The organism is Exobacillus caeni, from assembly GCF_005747095.1.
GTDB lineage: Bacteria > Bacillota > Bacilli > Bacillales > Guptibacillaceae > Exobacillus > Exobacillus caeni.
Genome location: NZ_SWLG01000001.1, coordinates 481335 through 500449, shown reverse-complemented (window position 1 = coordinate 500449; position 19115 = coordinate 481335). Strand labels below are relative to the sequence as shown.

Genomic DNA, 19115 nt, shown 5'->3' with positions numbered 1-19115 from the left:
TTTAGCCCCCTATTTTGATTTTGAGTAGTCACGTTTACGAGGTGGGATCAAGGAAATATCTACATCTTCATAAGTGAAATCCGGGCCGTTCTTCTCTGCATTGAATGAAGCTTTTGTTGTCTTTAGCCATTCTTCATCGTTACGGTCAGGAAAATCAGGTTTATAATGGGCACCACGGCTTTCATTTCTGTTTAGCGCTCCAAGTGTTACAACACGAGCTAATTGAAGCATGTTCCAAAGCTGGCGTGTAAATGATGCACCCTGGTTGCTCCATTTTGAAGTATCGTTGATATTGATATTTTGATAACGTTCCATAAGCTCCTGGATTTTTTCATCTGTTTCCTTAAGCTTATCATTGTAACGCACAACAGTAACATTATCTGTCATCCATTCTCCCAGCTCTTTGTGGAGAACATATGCGTTTTCTTCGCCGTCCATCTTCAGGATATTATCCAGCTTCTCCTGTTCTTTTGCTTGATAACTGTCAAAGATGGAGGCAGGAAGATCTTCACTTGCCTTCTCAAGCCCATTGATATATTCAACTGCATTAGGACCTGCAATCATACCGCCATAAATAGCTGATAACAGTGAGTTAGCGCCTAAACGGTTAGCTCCGTGCTGGGAATAATCACATTCCCCGGCAGCAAATAGTCCTTTGATACTTGTTTGCTGATTGAAGTCAACCCATAGTCCACCCATCGAGTAGTGAACAGCAGGGAAGATTTTCATCGGTACTTTACGAGGATCGTCACCCATGAACTTCTCGTAAATTTCAATGATTCCTCCAAGTTTTACATCAAGTTCTTTCGGATCTTTGTGGGAAAGGTCTAAATAAACCATGTTCTCACCATTGATTCCGAGCTTCTGATTTACGCACACATCGAAAATTTCACGTGTTGCAATATCACGCGGCACAAGGTTTCCGTATGCCGGATATTTTTCTTCAAGGAAGTACCAAGGCTTACCGTCTTTATATGTCCAGACACGGCCGCCTTCTCCACGAGCCGATTCACTCATCAAGCGCAGCTTGTCATCTCCAGGAATAGCAGTCGGGTGAATCTGGATGAACTCACCGTTTGCATAATAAGCTCCCTGCTGATAAAGAATAGCAGCTGCTGAACCTGTATTGATCACAGAGTTTGTACTCTTGCCAAAGATGATACCAGGACCACCAGAAGCCATGATTACCGCGTCTGCACGGAAACTTTTGATTTCAGAAGAGTTCAAGTCCTGCGCTACAATTCCGCGGCAAACTTCTTCTTCATCCAACACCGCAGATAAGAACTCCCAGGACTCATACTTTGTAACAAGACCTGCAACTTCATGGCGTCGAACCTGCTCATCTAAAGCATATAGCAACTGCTGACCTGTGGTGGCACCCGCGAACGCGGTACGGTGATGCTGTGTTCCGCCAAAGCGTCGGAAGTCAAGCAATCCTTCAGGAGTACGGTTAAACATAACTCCCATACGGTCCATCAGATGGATGATCCCAGGCGCCGCTTCACACATCGCTTTAACCGGCGGTTGGTTAGCCAGGAAGTCTCCGCCATATACTGTATCGTCAAAGTGCTCCCATGGAGAGTCACCTTCACCTTTTGTATTTACTGCGCCGTTAATTCCTCCCTGTGCACAAACAGAGTGGGAACGCTTAACGGGAACTACTGAAAATAAATCTACATGAACGCCGGCTTCAGCAGCTTTAATGGTAGCCATTAATCCTGCCAGTCCTCCGCCGACTACGATTATATTACCTTTACTCATAAGAACGGTTCCCCCTTATAGCAAGCTCGTTGGTTTTACACAAATGCAAATAGTGCTCGAATGCCAACAACGGAAAGTGCAACAAAGACTGCCATTGTAGCATATGTCATAAATCTTTGAGAACGAGGTGTCTCTGTAATTCCCCAGCTTACAAAGAATGACCAAAGACCGTTAGCTAAGTGGAATACAGCAGATACTACTCCCACAATATAGAAAATCATCATGAATGGATTTTCCAGGATATCAGCCATCATCTGGTAGTTCACTTCGGCTCCGAAAGCGGCCTGTACACGTGTTTGCCATACATGCCATGTTACGAAAATCAATACAATAATTCCAGAGATCCGCTGCAGGTAAAACATCCAGTTACGAAAATATCCATATCTACTTACATTGTTTTTTGCCTGAAAAGCAATATAAACTCCGTAAATAGCGTGAAAAAGCAATGGGAGGAAAATGACTAGTATTTCCAAAGCATAACGAAATGGTAATGTTTCCATAAAATGTGCCGCATCATTAAAGGCCTGAGGGCCTTTAGTAGCAAAATGGTTTACTGTTAAATGTTGCGCTAGGTAGAGTCCTAGTGGAATAACTCCAAGTAAAGAATGAAACTTTCGACTTACAAAGTCTCGACTGGCAGCCATGTTTTTGTGTCCCCCTTTTAATGTTCATACTCCCATTTAACTATTCTACAATACTCCCTGTCTTGCAATGCTTTTCCACTTGCGGAAATGATATTATTCTGTCGATAATGACATATCCATTGTACTCCTGTGATAAAGGAGCGTCAAGAAAACGCGTACATTTCCATTTTAATTTATTAAAGTTTTCAACGGTTGTATTTTGCTTGCAAACCTCCATTGTTTGCATGAAAAATATCCTTTCCCCTATGGAGGAAAACTCGCTTACAAGCTATAATAGATGTTGGCAGAGGAGGAAGTTATGAAAAAAAAGCGCACTTATAAAGATCTATCTTACAGCAAAGAAATCGACGTCTCGGCATTTGGATTTGAACTGGTTCGCCAGGTTTTGATTCCAGAGCTGTTAGGCAATGAACAATCACAAATTTTATACTGGGCCGGAAGAAGGCTTGCCAGAGATTTCCCGCTCAGCTCAATAGATGAAGTTGTTTCTTTTTTCCAACAGGCAGGCTGGGGCGAACTTAGACTTGAACAGGAAAAAAAGAATGAACTAACATTTTCCCTGTCATCGGAACTTATTATCAGAAGAAACCGTGAAAAGGTTCCAGCCACCTACCAATTGGAGGCAGGTTTCTTAGCCCAACAAATTCAAGAAATGAAAAACTGTATAACGGAATCCTACGAATCGGAAAAAGGATTTAAAAACAACAAGCTTCAGCTGTTTGTAAAATGGGACAAAAAAGATGAATTAGATTCTGAAGCAGCAGAATAACTAGTTATGTAAAAAACAGGAGGTCGAGATGACCGCCTGTTTTTTAGTCTTATGCCCCGTGAACAGGAACCCTTTGATCCAATTCGAAAGCCTGATGCAATGCTTCGATCGCCTTTATCATGTTTTCTTCTTCTACTACAGTTGAAACTTTTATTTCAGACGTACTGACCATTTTAACAGTTACCCCGTTTTCTGCCATCACCTGAAACATCTGAGCTGCAACTCCTGGATTAGAAATCATTCCTGAGCCGATGATCGAAACCTTTGCAAGGCCGCTTTCATGGTATAAATTCTCAAACTGAAGCACACTCTGGTTTTCATTTAAAACAGCCAATGTTTTATCCAATGAGGAAGTTTCAACGGAGAACGAAATATCCGTAGTGTTTTGCTGGTTTGTACTCTGTATAATAATGTCAACATTCACTCCGTTAGAAGCAAGTGTTGTGAACAAAGTTGATAACGTAGTTAATTCGTTAGGGAGCCCTGAAACAGTCAATTTTGTAACATTGCTTTCAAAAGCAAGCCCCCGCACAATTAAATTCTTTTCCATTGATACTTCCTCCTCAACTAATGTTCCTGTGTCTAAACTGAAACTGGACCGGACTTCCAGAGTAACATTATAATTTTTTGCAAACTCGACTGCTCTTGGATGAAGAACACCCGCTCCTAAATTAGCCATTTCCAACATTTCATCATAAGAAATAGAAGAAAGCTTTCTCGCTGATTCTATAAATCTAGGATCGGTAGTATATACACCATCAACATCGGTATGAATCTCGCACTTTTCTGCGTTAAGGGATGCTGCCAGTGCAACGGCAGTAGTATCAGACCCGCCTCTTCCAAGAGTTGAAATTTGCCCGCATTCAGTGATCCCCTGGAATCCGGCAACTACAGCGATCTTCCCCTCGTTTAAATACGATTGTATTTTTTCAGGATCGATATCGGTTATTCGTGCATTTCCAAAGACTCTTTCCGTTTGGATGCCTGCCTGCCATCCTGTTAACGATACCGCTCCATAGCCTTTTTGTTGAAGCGCCATCGATAGAAGGGAGATGGTGATTTGCTCTCCTGTTGTAAGCAGCACATCCATTTCTCTTGGATCAGGTTTCCCGGAAACGCTGTTAGCTAGATTAACGAGGCTGTCTGTTGTTTTCCCCATCGCTGACACAACGACCACTACTTGATTGCCGTTTTCAACCGCAGCAATAACCCGGTTTGCTACATTTAAGATTTTTTCCGCATCGCCAACCGATGTCCCTCCAAATTTCTGAACGATAACTCCCACACTCTCAATCCCTTTCTACTTTGTCTTTTTTTTTACCTTGAACCATCTCTTTCAAGTTTGTTTTCATCGAAAAGCCTGAATAAAAAAACAACAGCAAGAAATACCTCACTGTTGTTTACGGCAACTTTATTAAATCCCCTGTGAGATAGTTCTCCATACATATCCCGGGATGGAAATGCATGACAGCCCTGCACTTATTCAATGCAGGTCCAGCTTCAGGCTAATAAGCGCCTTTACGCTTCGGCAAATTCCCCTTTCAAGCTTTGTCTGTAGAGCTTATTCTCTTCAAAAGCTTTACTGATGGTTTTTGCGCCTCTACCATCACTTCTGATTTTCGAAGTGTGGAATATAAAATTTTTTACCATTATAACGAAGAATCGATGCCCTTGCAATACGTTAATGCGAAAAAATATTAGTTATTTTCATTTAACCGGCTTATGATCGCTTCGGCCACACTATACGGAACTCCAGCATCTCTCACTTCTTCTACGGAAGCTTCCTTTAATTTCTTTAATGAACCAAAATGCTTTAGAATTGTTTTCTTTCTTTTCTCGCCAACACCAGGTATATCGTCAAGGCTGGACTTTAACATTGACTTCCCTCTGATCTGCCTGTGAAAACTAATAGCAAACCGGTGGACTTCATCTTGTATCCGCTGTAACAGGTAAAATTCCTGGCTGTTTCTCGCAAGATGTACCTCTATCGGTGGATCGCCGATCAACAGGTGGGATGTTTTGTGCTTTTCATCTTTCGTCAGGGAACAAACCGGTATCCCAAGGCCAAGTTCGTTTTCTAACACATCCTGTGCAGCAGAAATCTGCCCTCTTCCTCCATCGATGATAATGAGGTCGGGAAGCGGACCTTCTTCTTTTAGCAGCCTTGTATAACGTCTGCGTACCACTTCTTTCATGGAAGCATAGTCATCTGGCCCTTTTACGCTTTTAATTTTATATTTACGGTAGCCGCTTTTATCCGGTCTTCCGTCGATAAACGAAACCATCGCTGAAACCGGGTTTGTTCCCTGGATGTTTGAATTATCAAATGCTTCAATTCGAAGCGGAGCTGGTATCCCAAGTTGTTCTCCAAGGTTCTCAACTGCTTTAACCGTTCTTTTTTCATCACGCTCGATCAAATCAAATTTTTCTTTTAATGCGATCGAAGCATTTTTCTTTGTGAGTTCCACTAACTCTTTCTTTTTTCCGCGTTGGGGCTGATGGACAGAAACGTTTAGCAGTTGTTCGATTACTTCCGCGTTCACTTCTTTTGGAAGAAGTACTTCTTTTGGCTTTGGATGGTTTTTATCTAAATAAAATTGACCTATAAAGGTTGAAAAGTCCTCTTCAGGATCTCCGTAAAATGGAAACAAAGAAACATCCCGCTCGATCAGCTTTCCCTGTCTTATAAAAAACACTTGTACACACATCCAGCCTTTATCGATCGCATAACCAAAAATATCACGGTCTGTCAAATCGTTCGTTTGAATTTTTTGTGCTTCCATCACCTGTTCAATATGCTGAATCTGGTCCCGATATTCTTTGGCTCGCTCAAAATCAAGCTGTTCTGAGGCCTGCGCCATTTTTTCTTGCAGCTCTTTTTTTACTTCCTGATGGCCGCCATTTAAAAACTTTACGATTTCATCGACCATCTCTTTATTTTCCTCTGGTCCTACATCATTCACACAGGGAGCTAAACATTGACCAATATGATAGTAAAGGCAAACACGGTCGGGAATTGTTTTGCACTTCCTGAGCGGATATAAACGGTCGAGGAGCTTTTTAGTATTGCTTGCAGCATAAGCATTCGGATAAGGGCCAAAATATTTCCCTTTATCTTTTTTTACTTTTCTAGTGATAATAAGCCGTGGCTGCTCCTCAGACGTTATTTTAATATATGGATAGCTTTTATCGTCTTTTAGCATGACATTATATTTTGGTGAGTGCTTTTTAATCAAGTTCAGTTCCAAAATAAGCGCTTCAAGATCCGATGAAGTTACAATATATTCAAAGTCTTTTATCTCACTGACGAGACGCTGTGTTTTCCCGTCATGTGATCCGGTAAAGTAGGAGCGGACCCGATTCTTCAGGACCTTTGCTTTTCCTACATAAATTATTGTTCCTTGCCTGTCTTTCATAAGGTAACAGCCAGGCTGGTCCGGTAATACAGCTAATTTATTTTTAATATGTTCTTCCATATCCATTCACCCTTTTAAAATGGCACTATGAAACACGATAAGAATGTTATTTAAATTTCATAACGAACTATTACTATCACTATGACTCACTGCTAGTTTTATATCAGCAGTACATCATCATAACACACTTTTGCACTAGAATGGGATGACAAGCTCATTCCCCTGTAAATTTGTATACCGTTATTTTATGGTATACGGGATCGAACAAAGGATTGCTGTCAAACTCAGCAATTTTCTTTACTTTACCATGGATATCTATTCCCTGATCAGCAAACCCGTTCACTACATGGTCAGTTAAGTAGATCGTATAACCCTTATAGTGGGAGATATCTTCTTTAAAATAATCATAAGTGAATATCTGTTTGTGCCTGAACGGAACTTCAAGATACTCCAATATCCTGGTTTCCTCCCAGGTGTATACTACGAATGGCCGGGACCCTTGATTCTTCAGATAATCAGCTAGCTGATAAACAGTTGGAGTGGTTTCCATCTTTTCTTCTATTAAGGTATATCCCTGGTAAGATTGTCCTCCAATAAAGCATATAACGATTAAAATTTTCACCAGGTACCTTTTTTTGGAAGCAAAAAGAAAATAAAGTACCAGAAAGAGGAACGGACCTGTTAGCGGTAAAATATGCCTCGGTTTTTCAATATTTTGTGCAAACAGAACCCACAAAAAATAACATCCGAGGGTAAGTGATAACACTATTTCCAGGATCGTTAGACGGCGTTTGCCACCAAGAAGTTCTTTAAATGCAAAAACTATAAGAACAGCAAGAACAACCGCAGAAAAAGCAAAGCTCGCCGAAAGTCCTGCCCACAGCCAATTCATCGTCACAAGTTGCCAGACACGGTTCCAGAACGGCAGTGAGGTTGCTGTGACAGCACCTCCCCAGTCTTCGAAATGCCCCTGTGAAAAACCAAATGCCAGATTTAAAAAAGAAGCGATTCCTCCCTCCGACGCAACTAGCGCTGCCACCCAGATCAACTGAAAGAAAACAGCGAGGGCGGTCTGCCATCCAATAAAATAGAAATAAGCATTCCAGGAAGAAAATTGTTTGCGCTTTACAATCCATAACAGAACAATCGCTGCTCCAAACAAAAGATAAGAAAGCCGGATTCCAAGTACAAGGCTATAAGCAAACAGCGGTAGTATGGTATAAAACAGGCTTTTCTTCTTTAAAGCCAGGTGAATTGTCCAAAAGAACCACCACAGCATTGCAACTGCTGCCGCTTCGCTCATCGGTTCTGTTGCGTTCAAGGATATGTATGCCAATGACTGTACTGCTGCCGTACCGAGTAAGCTTGCCAGTACGGTTAACCGCGACCGAAACAAAAAGTAAGTGGGAAAAACAGAGCTGAAGATTAAAATCACATTGAATGCGGAGAGTGCTCTTGCCGGGTTATCAATCCAGTTGCCGATAAGCATTCCCCCGAGCACGAAATATGGATACCCTGGAAAATGCGGCTGCATTGCAAAAAGGTCGAACCTGCTCAAGGCAAGAGAGAAATCAACCTGGTCCCATGTGCGCACGAAGGGACTTATGTGCTCAAAACGCCAGATATTCAATAAAACAATATAAAAGAGAAGCAAGCAAATGCCGGCGGTCTTCCATTTTCCACGTGTGACCTGAATTTGTAACTTCATCATTTTTCCCCGCTTACAATAAAATTTGCCGCTCTAACGTTACTAATTTTTTGGAGAGCAACTACTATAATATAAAAATACAAGACGATTCATATAGAAACCGCCTTGTATTATATATATATTCACTTTCAAATTAGTTAGCTTTGTTCGATTGTTGAGCAAGAACAGTCACATGCTGCTGATTGTTCTTTTTCACTTTTTTCACTGCTGCAGGTTCGTTATTTACGTTAACAACTAGATAAATAACAACAAAATAACCTACATAAGCAATCACTTCTTCAATTGATGGCATCGAGGAATATCCAAACAATGCTTTGAGGAAAATTCCAATATCCCCGGAAAGAATCGGCGCTACACCGTTGTCCCTCAAATAATGGGCATAATCAATCGGATGTTCAGGCAAGAACCATGTGATATCGTAAACATGAGGCATCACGCTGCCGATAAGTTTGATATCCTGCATCATTGAGATTCCCTGAACCAGCAAGCCTGCTGCGATAAGGACAATGAATGCTCCTGTTACTTTAAAGAAGGTTTTAAGAGGAACGCGCATCGTTCCTTTAAAGAACACATATGCTAAAGCAGCTCCAAGAAGGATACCAGATATCGCTCCCCAGCCTTCAAATCCCTTTTGGATGTTTCCGCCTGTGATCGCTGCAAAGAAGAAAACAGTTTCGACTCCTTCACGCAATACAACCAGGAATGAATGAATCACCATACCAACTACATTCCCGCTGGAGATGTAATGATCCATTTTCCCTTCCATCTCGCCTTTTAAGTTTTTACTGTGCTTTGCCATCCAGAACACCATCTGCGTTAACAAAACAGATGAAATCAGGATGATCGAGATCTTCAAGTATATTTCCGATCCCATTGCCGCAAAGCCGGTGAACACAACCTGGAACAGCATCGCTACACCGACACTTGCTAGAACCGCAAGACCGGAACCGAGCCAAACATACTTCGTATATTTAGAATTTTGTGTTCTTTTAAGGTAAGTAGTGATAATGCCCACGATTAGCAGCGCTTCAAGCACTTCTCGGAACATAATCAGCAAAGCTTGTAACTGCATGCGCCATTCCCCTTTCTCCGGGTCATTCTAGTTGAAAAGTTATTTTTTCCGTTTTTTCATCACATACACCAGGACACCTGCTATTGCCACAATGAGTACTAAAATAGGAATCCAGTTTTTATACTGGGATAAATCTGTCCAATCTTCCGTCTGTCCTGCATTCTCACCTTCGGAAGCACTTTCTGAAAAATGCCCGACCTCTAATGATTTCATCTGGAACTGTTCTTGAAGCGAACTGAGAATAAACTCCTTATTCGTTTCGAACTTTTCCTTGTCGGGTTTCTGCTCACCTACTCCGAATAGCCCGGGATTTCCGAGCGCTTCCAGGGATGATTCAAAGGCTTCTTTTATTTCGCCATCGAGGTTTGAATCTTGTTCTTCAACGATTGGCGAAAGTGCCCTATATGTAGCGTTTGCTTTTGCTAGCAACTTTTTGCTCGTATCATAATCCTCGAAGTTGTTTGACACGTTTTCAAGGCGGCGTGAAATGTTTAATACAAGTACTTTTTGCATATTTTCAATTACGCCCTGCTTATCCTCTTCAGAAAGTTCACTCTGTACGGATTGTACCGCATCAGAACCCATGTGCATTTCGATTTCTTCTTTGACGGTTCCAAAAATTTTATCTGCTTCTTCAAAGTCAGGAGGAGAGTCGTTTAATTTCACGACCATTTCTTTATACGCTTCAGCGACCTTCTCTTCCGAGGGGTCTCCATACGAATAAGCGTAAGCAGAAGGTTGAAAACTTGCAGCACTGATTAATAGGATTATAAAGACTAGAACGAATTGTTTCATCAAATTTCCTCCTCATTGATAATGATAATGATTATCAAACCCAATGTCAATAAAAGATGAACAATTCAATAATTGTTCATCTTTTTAGTTTGCTTGTTTGGCAATACTTTTAAACCTTTCCACTATGAAGACTTCACTAACCCTTCTTCTTGATCTATGACATGGGCTTTTTTCTCGATAGCAACCTTACGTACCGGACGCTTCATCTCTTTCCAAATTGCCGGTAACACGGAAGTAAGATACGCTTTAAACTTTATATAGGATTGCCCTTTTGTTCTAACCTGGTACTCAATAGGTATTTCTTTTACACGGAAACCTTTTCTTACCAGATTTAACGTTACTACCTGGGCATAGTTATAATCATGGATGATTTCTGCATGGTGCATCGCTTGCTTTGAAAAAGCCCTCATTCCAGATTGGCCATCATAGATCCATTGTCTTAAAAGGATGGATTGGAGCATCGTGAAAACGTAGTTTCCAAGGCGGCGATGCAATCGCATTCCTTTTATTGTCCCGAGAAACCTGGATCCCATTACATAGTCTGCTTCCCCTTTTAAGATTGGCTCAAGTAATTCCGGAAGCTGCCATGCAGGGTATTCATTGTCGGCATCCAGCATCACCGAAATGTCTGCTCCCAGTTCTGCAGAACGTTTTAACCCCTGGCGGACAGCAGCTCCAAGACCCTGGTTCTCTTGAAAAGAATAAATAAAATCGGCCCCTGCTTTTTTTGCAACGCTGATCGTTTGGTCTGTAGATCCATCATTAATCACAAGAATTTCAACCTTAACCGACGGATGAAAATCTCGCGGAATCTTTTTGATAACCTTTCCTATCGAATCTTCTTCATTATGGGCGGGCAAAAACACGATTACTTTTTGCTTTCTCATGAAGCGTCTTCCTTTCTCTGCATTTGCAGTGCATCCGTTAAAACATCTCCTCTGCTGTGATCGGGGTACGGTGCTCCTAGCAAATAACAGACAGTTGGTGCAACGGATGTTAAGCTATGCCTTTCTTCTATTACCTTTCCCCTATGGATGGAAGGGCCATTCATAAAGAACGGCACAAAGCGCTCTCCTTCATCAAGGTGGCCATGTCCTCCGATACCATCCGCCTGTCCATGATCCGCGCATACCATCAGGGTTGTATTTTTCATATAATCATTCTGTTCTAACCAGCTCACAAAATCCTTGATAAGCATATCCGCCTCTTCGATCTTCTGGATATATTCGTCATACAAAACCCCGCGGCTATGCCCGGTTTGGTCAGTGCTGATCAGTTGCACTTTAAAGAAATCCGGATCATGTTCTTTCATGATTTCCTTTGCCCGATTCATGATATTTCGATCTGCTTCGTCATTATCCATAACCGCTGTTACTGTATCAACGTCATCTCCCATCGCATCCACCAGATGTGCGATTCCCAACAGCCTGCCCTTTTTCCCTATTTTTCGAAGTGAATCAAAGACTGTTTCTACCTTAACGCCAAGGCTCCAGACCATATTGGACTTGATGCCGTGCTCCTTCGGATAGGTTCCGGTCATCATCGAAGAAAAGCACACTACCGTTCTTGCGGGATAAACAGTCTCCATCTGGGAGTACTCCGTTCCGTTTTTGCGCAGTGAATCAAGAAACGGTGTATTTGCCTCCTGAAAACGTTCTTTCCTCATGCCATCTACTACAATCATGATGACCCGTTCATTGAGGGCAGACTTGTTCTCTGGAACATTGGAAGTGAAAGTTGCTTTTTCAGCTGGTTTCCAGTCGAACAAGTTTCGATGCAAAATATAACTAAACAGAAGGATGCCCAAATAAAACAACGAAAGCTTGCCCCAGTCAAGAGTAGCTAAGTTACCAGTTAACGTCACTTGATAGAGAAACTCCCACAAAGAAAGGATGAGCAAGAATTTCGGCATTTGTTCCTGCGCGTTTCCGCTTGTTGAATCGCTGTTCTTTAAAACCAATTTCCAGAAACGGGTGAAATTAAGCCAGGAAGTACCAATTCTCAAATGATAATAAAGGGTTCCCCAGAAAAATACAGTAAAGAAGAAGTACAGACCAAGACTTAGAAATAAAAGCCCAGGGTTAACTTCCGAATATAAAATTAAATAAGCAACAAACGGAACCCATAAATAGTTCCGTAAAAATAAGGGATAGTCAAAGTAATAATAAAGAACAAATAATGGCAGTACGATTAAAAGACTCATCAAAATAGAAATCCAATAAGAAGATACTCCCCAATCATTTATATGAAAAAGCATCATAGTCCCTGCTACAAAGATGGGAGTGAACGGCTTTCCCTCGTTTAATAGATTCCAGCATCTTGCAGCAAACTTTTCAAAGGATGAAGCTTGTTTCATTTAAAACGCTCCTTTCTTCTTTTCCAATCCATAAGTGAACGAATCGATATCGGTGCAAAAACGGCAAGAAAGAGCCCGCAGCCGAAAGAAAATAAAAATTTATATCCGTGTGTTAACAGTGACACGGTATAAGCCTGCTTTGCATCAAGCCCCATTAGTGCCAGGGAAAAACTCATAAAGCTTTCATAAGTTCCAATTCCGCCCGGAGCAAAGTGAAAGACCTGACCGGCTATTGTAAAACTGTTTACCCAAACGCTCTCGATAAACGTCAGAGGAAGCGAAAGTGAAAAAGTAATATTAAACAATACAAACGCTTCTAAGATCCAGCTGGCAAATACAAGAATAAGAAGTTTTATTCCTCGTAGTGAATATAAAATCAGTCCTGCGTGGCGTATCGTCTCGACCAGCTTTTTTTTAAGAGCAGGAATGGCAATACTCAGTCCCAGCAATCCAAGCATACCTGCTACCATAAGAATAATAAAGAAAGAATACGAGATCGAAATGCTAAAAGCAGCTGCGCCGACCGCTGTTAGAAAAGCTAGTATCAGTAGATCAACTAAGCGGAGGGCTACTACAGACTCCAGTGACTTTCCCCAGCTGATCCCGCCTTTCAAAGAAAGATATCCAGTCCTTGCAATATCTCCCGCTTTTACAGGCAAAATGTGGTTTAGAAACAAACTGTACAAAATAGCAATCATAAAATGTTTAAAAGGAATTTTTTCTCCCATTAAATAGAGCTGCCATGCCCTTGCTCTTAATACAAAAGCAAAAAAGTATAATATAGTAATGACAAAAATGAGAAACGGTTGATTCCAAACACGGATAGCCTGCTTACTGATAAAAGAAAAATCAAAAAAAGAATAAGTAATAAAAATAAAAAATGCTGCGATTACGAGTCGGACAATTGTAATTACGGTCTTCCTGATCATCGTCTGTTTCGTTTTACCCATTCTACTGTTCTGGCTACTCCTTCTTCAATGGTAATCTCAGGAACATATCCGAGAAGCTCTTTCGCTCTCGTTAAATCTGCCCAGGTCATTTCTACGTCACCTGTTCTCCACTCATTCCTGATTGCTTCCATTTCCGGAAAATGAGTTTTAAAAATCGCCAGCAGGTCTTCGATACTGACAGGGCGTCCCGCTCCGAGATTTATTGTTTCACTTTGATAAGTAGTATGTAAGACAGCCTTCGTTCCAGCTACTATATCATCAATAAACGTATAATCTCTAAATGAGTTTGACCCGTAAACTTCAATCGGCTTTCCGCTTAACAAGAGGTTAGCAAACTTCATGATAGCCATATCCGGCCTTCCCCACGGGCCGTAAACAGTAAAATAACGGAGAATAGTTAATCGAAAGTTATATAAATGCTGATAGACATGGCAAAAAGACTCAGCCCCATATTTGGAAGCTGCATACGGAGAGATAACTTTGCCATTCGCCATTTCTTCGCTTAACGGCTTCCCCTGCTGATTTCCGTAAACCGAAGAAGAAGAGGAAAAAACAACGTGTTCTACCTCATATTTTCCGGCCATTTCCAGTACGTTTACCGTGGCTTTAACATCGTAATCCACGTATAGGTTTGGCTGCTCGATCGAATAAGAGACACCCGGCAATGCAGCGAGGTGATACAAAACGTCGAAACGAGTCTCCTGAAACACCTTCTCCAGCTTTGCTTTATCCAATAAATCGATCTCAAAGAGAAGGAACTCGCCGCTTTCTTTTATGTTATTTAGCTGAGACAGCTTTCTCTTTCGTTCATAATAACGATGGAAATTATCGATTATAAAAACTTCGTGACCTTCATTTAATAATTCTTTTGATAGGCGGCTTCCGATAAAACCGGCCCCCCCTGTAATCAATACCTTCATTCTGACACCCCGATTATATGATGAAGCTTTTCCCTTTTTCTATAGAATTCCCAGGTCCCAATCATACCATTAATTTAAATTGTGGAATATGGCGAGGTACTACGGAAAAATTCATCTGTAGAAAAACCCTGTCAGTTTTCAGACAGGGTTCTTCTTTATTTATCTTTCTATTATTTAACTGAAGCTAGTTCATTTAATGTTGTTTCAATTTTGCTTAGTGTTTCTTCTGCTTTTTCTTTTTCACCAGCTTTCACTGCTTCAAGGTAACTTGCAGTCTGGTCATTGAGAGTTGAATAAGCATCTTCACCCTTCATACGTTTGATATCATCTGCAATGATATCTACGAATAGTGCTCCTTCAAGGGCAGTGATGACAGCTTTATCTTCTCCCCAGTTTTCTTCACTTTCTTCATATTCATGAAGTGCAATCTTAGAAAAGCCGCGGATAAATGCTTTGTTTACTGCTTCTGGATCAATTTTTGCTACATCTGATTCAAGGCTGAATTGCTTTTCAATCAGTTCAGTTTCCTCTGGAGCATGTTTGCCAAGATAGCCTGTAAGGGATTGGAAGAACGCCCAGCCTTCTGCCTGTTCTACTTTAGCTTTTTCTGGATGTTCCTTTGCTTCTTTTGCAGCCTTAGAAGCATATCCGTTTTCAAGGGCTCCTGCTGCAAGATAGAAGGTTTTCATCAACGTTTTATCAACCACTTGCTTCCCTAACTGGAAACCGATCTCATCGTTATTTTCAATCGCACTTTCGATTTCATTAAACCCGCCGTTAATCGTGTCAACCATTGTTGTACCATATGCTGCATCTCTTTTTTCTACTGTTGATTCTAGAATAGCATAATATTCTTTCGCTTCCTCAACTTCAGCCGTTACTTCTTCTGTATTGCCCCAGTTTTCGCTGATCTCTGTAAACTCATGTTTGATAGTATTGTAGAAAACCTTTTGCATTAACTTATCAAATATTTGCTTTACTACAGCTCCATCCATCGATCCTTCTTTTCCTGCCTGGAGTGCTGTTGTAATCTGCTGGTCGATGTTTTCTTCAAATTCTCCGTCACGCTTTTGTACGAGAGATTGCAAATTATTATTATAGAGTTCTATTACTTTATCATAATCAACTTCTTGATCTTCTTGAGCTTTAGCCAGCTCACTTACAGCTTCTTTGTAGACTTCACCGAATTCTGCTTCTGCTTCTGCTTCCTCTTCCTCGCTGTTTTCTTCATTTCCTGTGTTCTGATTATCTGCATTCTCTGTTTGCTCAGAATTTCCAGTGTTATTTTCTGGTGCATTATTAGAAGCATTGTTCTGCCCGCAAGCAGCTAAAAGCAAGCTAGAAATGATAAACATACTCATGATTTTGGTCCGCAATGTCATTGTTGAAATCCCCCTAAATTGTTATGTATTGATAATGATTTTCAATTCCAATACCAAGTATAGAGAGAACGATTCTCATTGTCAACTAAACTTTGAAAGAAAATTTGTCCAAATGCTGAAAAAATATTGATTCTTGCTAAAAGAGTTGATTGCTTTATACAACAAAACCCGCCCGTGAAAAATTCACGGACGGGTCAAATAAATCATTTATTATTGGTGTTTTTCTAATAACTGTGCTAAAGATTCTTTTGGTTGGAAACCAACTACTTGATCAACAACCTCACCATTTTTAAATACTAGAAGTGTTGGAATGCTCATTACGCCGAATTTGCTTGCAGTTTCCTGGTTCTCATCTACATCAAGCTTAACGACCTTTACGCTATCCATTTCAGATTCAAGTTCTTCTAGTACTGGAGCGATCATCTTACAAGGCCCGCACCATGGTGCCCAGAAGTCAGCCAATACTAATCCTTCGCTTGTTTCTTGTGCAAAATTTTGGTCAGTTGCATTTACAATTGCCATTATTGTTGCCTCCTTTAAAAAACTTTATTGACATCAGTCTTAATTAGCCTAACAAATGCCTTATATACCTTTATTGGTATTTTCATCACTGAGTATATCACTAAACAGCTTGATTATGCTATTTATTTGATTCACTACAAAGTTTACCCGAAATCCCTTTATAAAAAACAAAGTTGTTCCTAAATTCACTGAAAGAGTAATCGCAAAAAGCGGATCGGTCGATGACCAACCCGCTTAACAGATATTAATTAGTTTGCAAAACTTTTTTAAATTCTTCTGTTAACATTGGGACAACTTCAAATAAATCTCCAACGATTCCGTAATCAGCAACGTTAAAGATGTTTGCTTCAGGATCTTTGTTAATCGCCACAATTACTTTGGAGTTTGACATTCCGGCAAGATGCTGGATTGCTCCGGAAATACCGCAGGCAATATACAGATCAGGTGTTACCACTTTACCTGTTTGGCCAATTTGCAAGGAGTAATCACAATAATCAGCATCACATGCTCCACGAGAAGCACCAACCGCTGCCCCCAATACTTCAGCAAGTTCATTCAACGGTTCAAATCCTTCTGAGCTCTTGACTCCGCGTCCACCTGCAACGATAACTTTTGCTTCAGATAGGTCAACGCCAGAAGTGGATTTCCTGACAACTTCTTTAACGATTGTACGTAAATCTTTGATCTCTACATCTTCATTTACTACTTCTCCAGAACGGGATTCGTCTTTTTCAAGTACAGAGATATTGTTTGGACGAATCGTTGCAAAGATCAAGCCTTCTTTTACTTTCTTTTTTTCAAAAGCTTTGCCTGAGTAAATAGGACGTGTGAAAATCACGTCTTCACCATCGATTTCTATTCCCGTAGCGTCAGAAATCAGGCCGGAACTTAACTTACTTGCTAATTTAGGAGAGATATCTTTCCCCTGTGCAGTGTGTCCCATTAAAATTGCATCAGGTTGAACAGAGTCAATCACCTGAAGATATGCCTGGGAATATCCGTCATTCGTATAAGCTTTTAACTTTTCATTTTCAACTGTAATAACGCGGTCAGCTCCATAGTGGAATAAAGTTTCAGCCAATCCGCTGACACTTTCCCCTGCCACTACTCCAATAACTTCGCCGCCTGCAGCGATATCCTTTGCTGCTGCTAGTGCTTCAAAAGAAACATTTCTTAATTCATTTTCTCTTACTTCTGCAAAAACGAGTACTTTTCTAGCCATTCTCGGTCCCCTCCTATATTACTTTTGCTTCCTGGCGTAATAACTTCACAAGTTCTTGAACTTGTTCGTCAAGTTCACCTTCCAAGATCTTTCCTGCTTCTTTTTTAGGAGGCAAGAATATTTCTACTGTTTCTGTCTTTGCCTCGATTTCATCTTCATCGATATCTAAGTCGTCATAGTCAATTTCTTCAAGAGGCTTTTTCTTCGCTTTCATGATTCCAGGCAATGAAGGATAACGAGGATCATTTAAGCCCTGTTGAGCAGTAACAAGCAGCGGAAGCGATGTTTCGATTACTTCAACATCTCCTTCTACGTCCCTCTCGATTGTTACTTTTTCGCCATCAAGCTCGAATTTAGTAATGGTTGTAACATATGGAATATCCAATTGTTCTGCAAGGCGAGGGCCAACTTGTCCTGTACTGTTATCGTTGGAGACATTCCCGCCTAAAATCAGGTCATATTCTTTGTCTTCAAAATAAGCTGCAAGAAGAGAAGCTGTTGTAAACTGGTCACTGTCTTCTATGTCCTCGTTGTTGATTAGAACTGCTTTGTCAGCTCCCATCGCAAGCGCAGTGCGAAGTTCTTTTTCCACCTCTTCATCACCGATGCTCACTACTGTAACTTCACCGCCGTTATCGTCACGCAAGCGGATTGCTTCTTCAATTGCATATTCGTCGTAAGGGTTAATGATAAATTCTACACCCTCATCACTGATCTGCCCGTTTTCAATAACAATTTTTTCTTCCGTATCAAACGTTCTCTTCATGATTACATAAATGTTCATGAGAAGATTCCCTCCCTGTATTCTGGTTTATTTATCTTTAAAATCAGGTGACCTCTTTTCAAGAAAGGCCCTAATTCCTTCCTGACCATCTTCAGAAGCAAAAGCTTTGCCAAACAAGACTTTTTCGCGTTGGACTCCCTCTTGAAATCTCTCAGGAGTTGTATAAGTAAGCAACTCTAGAATAAACTTCATGGAAACTGCACTTTTCTTAGCGATTTTTTCAACAAGCTCAGTCGCCTTATCCATTAACTCATCTTCGCTATAAGCCTTATTCGCAAGGCCGAATTCTACTGCTTCTTTTCCAGTGATCGGTTCGCTGGTGAGAAGCATTTCAGCAGCTTTTGCCCTTCCTACAAAACGAGGAAGCCTTTGAGATCCTGCAAAACCAGGTATTAATCCTAACTGAAGTTCAGGCAGTCCTAACTTTGCATTTTCAGTTACCAGACGGATATGGCAGCCCATCGCAAGTTCAAGGCCTCCGCCCAGCGCTGCTCCATGGATCGCGGCAACGATCGGTTTTGGGAACGCTTCCATTTTGTCGAATAATTTCTGTCCGAAAGCGCCTAATTCAGAGAAATCTTCTTCATCTTTGATTTCTGTGAATTCTTTGATATCTGCGCCCGCGGAGAAAAACCTTCCTTCTCCGGACAGCAAAATCACTTTGACAGAACTGTCTTCTTTCAAATCATCCAGAAGGCTGGACAGCTCTTTTAGCACGCCGTTGGAAACAGCATTTGCCGGCGGCCTGTTTAGTACGATGTGGGCCCACTTGTCATGTTTCGTGAGTTGCAAGTATTCCATTTCTCCACTCCTC

Annotated in this window: 17 protein-coding genes and 1 riboswitch; of the genes, 1 reads left to right on the top strand and 16 read right to left on the bottom strand. The window is 41.0% G+C overall.

Going from position 1 to position 19115, the window contains the following annotated elements; genetic code table 11:
• Window positions 1–9 precede the first annotated feature (9 nt).
• Window positions 10–1761: a succinate dehydrogenase flavoprotein subunit gene (gene sdhA, locus FCL54_RS02460; protein WP_138122797.1), complete on the bottom strand. Its 1752-nt coding sequence runs from the start codon at window positions 1759–1761 to the stop codon at window positions 10–12.
• Window positions 1762–1796: 35 nt separating this feature from the next.
• Window positions 1797–2405, bottom strand: a complete 609-nt coding sequence (locus FCL54_RS02455; protein ID WP_138122795.1) for a succinate dehydrogenase cytochrome b558 subunit — start codon at window positions 2403–2405, stop codon at window positions 1797–1799.
• A gap of 298 nt (window positions 2406–2703) precedes the next feature.
• Here FCL54_RS02455 and FCL54_RS02450 point away from each other — a divergent pair, with 298 nt between their 5' ends.
• Window positions 2704–3174, top strand: a complete 471-nt coding sequence (locus FCL54_RS02450; RefSeq protein ID WP_138122793.1) for a YslB family protein — start codon at window positions 2704–2706, stop codon at window positions 3172–3174.
• Window positions 3175–3223: 49 nt separating this feature from the next.
• On the opposite strand, the gene FCL54_RS02445 is transcribed toward FCL54_RS02450, so the two are convergent.
• The 14 genes from FCL54_RS02445 to FCL54_RS02380 all read right to left on the bottom strand — a co-directional run bounded on the left by FCL54_RS02445 (window position 3224) and on the right by FCL54_RS02380 (window position 19102).
• On the bottom strand, window positions 3224–4459 hold the full coding sequence (locus FCL54_RS02445) for an aspartate kinase (protein WP_138122791.1): 1236 nt from the start codon (window positions 4457–4459) through the stop codon (window positions 3224–3226).
• A gap of 138 nt (window positions 4460–4597) precedes the next feature.
• Window positions 4598–4785, bottom strand: a riboswitch (Lysine riboswitch).
• An 86-nt stretch (window positions 4786–4871) separates the two neighbouring features.
• The gene (uvrC, locus tag FCL54_RS02440) at window positions 4872–6650 is read right to left on the bottom strand and encodes an excinuclease ABC subunit UvrC (RefSeq protein ID WP_138122789.1); all 1779 of its coding nucleotides are present in this window, start codon (window positions 6648–6650) and stop codon (window positions 4872–4874) included.
• A 154-nt stretch (window positions 6651–6804) separates the two neighbouring features.
• Entirely contained in the window at window positions 6805–8298 is a 1494-nt protein-coding gene (locus FCL54_RS02435; protein WP_138122787.1) for a hypothetical protein, read from the bottom strand.
• A gap of 133 nt (window positions 8299–8431) precedes the next feature.
• On the bottom strand, window positions 8432–9370 hold the full coding sequence (locus FCL54_RS02430) for an FTR1 family iron permease (RefSeq protein WP_138122785.1): 939 nt from the start codon (window positions 9368–9370) through the stop codon (window positions 8432–8434).
• Window positions 9371–9409: 39 nt separating this feature from the next.
• Window positions 9410–10165, bottom strand: a complete 756-nt coding sequence (locus FCL54_RS02425; protein ID WP_138122783.1) for a hypothetical protein — start codon at window positions 10163–10165, stop codon at window positions 9410–9412.
• A 122-nt stretch (window positions 10166–10287) separates the two neighbouring features.
• Window positions 10288–11052 carry a glycosyltransferase family 2 protein gene (locus tag FCL54_RS02420; protein WP_138122781.1) on the bottom strand — a complete coding sequence of 255 codons (765 nt, stop codon included), beginning with the start codon at window positions 11050–11052 and terminating at the stop codon, window positions 10288–10290.
• Entirely contained in the window at window positions 11049–12521 is a 1473-nt protein-coding gene (locus FCL54_RS02415) for an alkaline phosphatase family protein (RefSeq protein WP_138122779.1), read from the bottom strand. Before FCL54_RS02415 ends, FCL54_RS02420 begins: the two co-directional genes overlap by 4 nt.
• On the bottom strand, window positions 12518–13471 hold the full coding sequence (locus FCL54_RS02410) for a lysylphosphatidylglycerol synthase transmembrane domain-containing protein (RefSeq protein WP_138122777.1): 954 nt from the start codon (window positions 13469–13471) through the stop codon (window positions 12518–12520). Before FCL54_RS02410 ends, FCL54_RS02415 begins: the two co-directional genes overlap by 4 nt.
• A complete protein-coding gene (locus FCL54_RS02405; RefSeq protein ID WP_138122775.1) occupies window positions 13447–14391 on the bottom strand; it encodes an SDR family NAD(P)-dependent oxidoreductase in 945 nt (314 codons plus the stop codon). The genes FCL54_RS02410 and FCL54_RS02405 overlap by 25 nt, the downstream gene beginning before the upstream one ends.
• 170 nt (window positions 14392–14561) lie before the next feature.
• Window positions 14562–15773 (bottom strand): hypothetical protein, encoded by a 1212-nt coding sequence (locus tag FCL54_RS02400; protein ID WP_138122774.1) that lies wholly within the window; start codon window positions 15771–15773, stop codon window positions 14562–14564.
• A 210-nt stretch (window positions 15774–15983) separates the two neighbouring features.
• Window positions 15984–16295 (bottom strand): thioredoxin, encoded by a 312-nt coding sequence (gene trxA, locus FCL54_RS02395; RefSeq protein WP_138122772.1) that lies wholly within the window; start codon window positions 16293–16295, stop codon window positions 15984–15986.
• 244 nt (window positions 16296–16539) lie between these two features.
• Window positions 16540–17517, bottom strand: coding sequence for an electron transfer flavoprotein subunit alpha/FixB family protein (locus FCL54_RS02390; RefSeq protein ID WP_138122770.1), 978 nt, complete (start codon window positions 17515–17517; stop codon window positions 16540–16542).
• A gap of 13 nt (window positions 17518–17530) precedes the next feature.
• A complete protein-coding gene (locus tag FCL54_RS02385) occupies window positions 17531–18301 on the bottom strand; it encodes an electron transfer flavoprotein subunit beta/FixA family protein (protein WP_138122768.1) in 771 nt (256 codons plus the stop codon).
• 27 nt (window positions 18302–18328) lie between these two features.
• Window positions 18329–19102: an enoyl-CoA hydratase gene (locus FCL54_RS02380; RefSeq protein WP_138122766.1), complete on the bottom strand. Its 774-nt coding sequence runs from the start codon at window positions 19100–19102 to the stop codon at window positions 18329–18331.
• Window positions 19103–19115 lie beyond the last annotated feature (13 nt).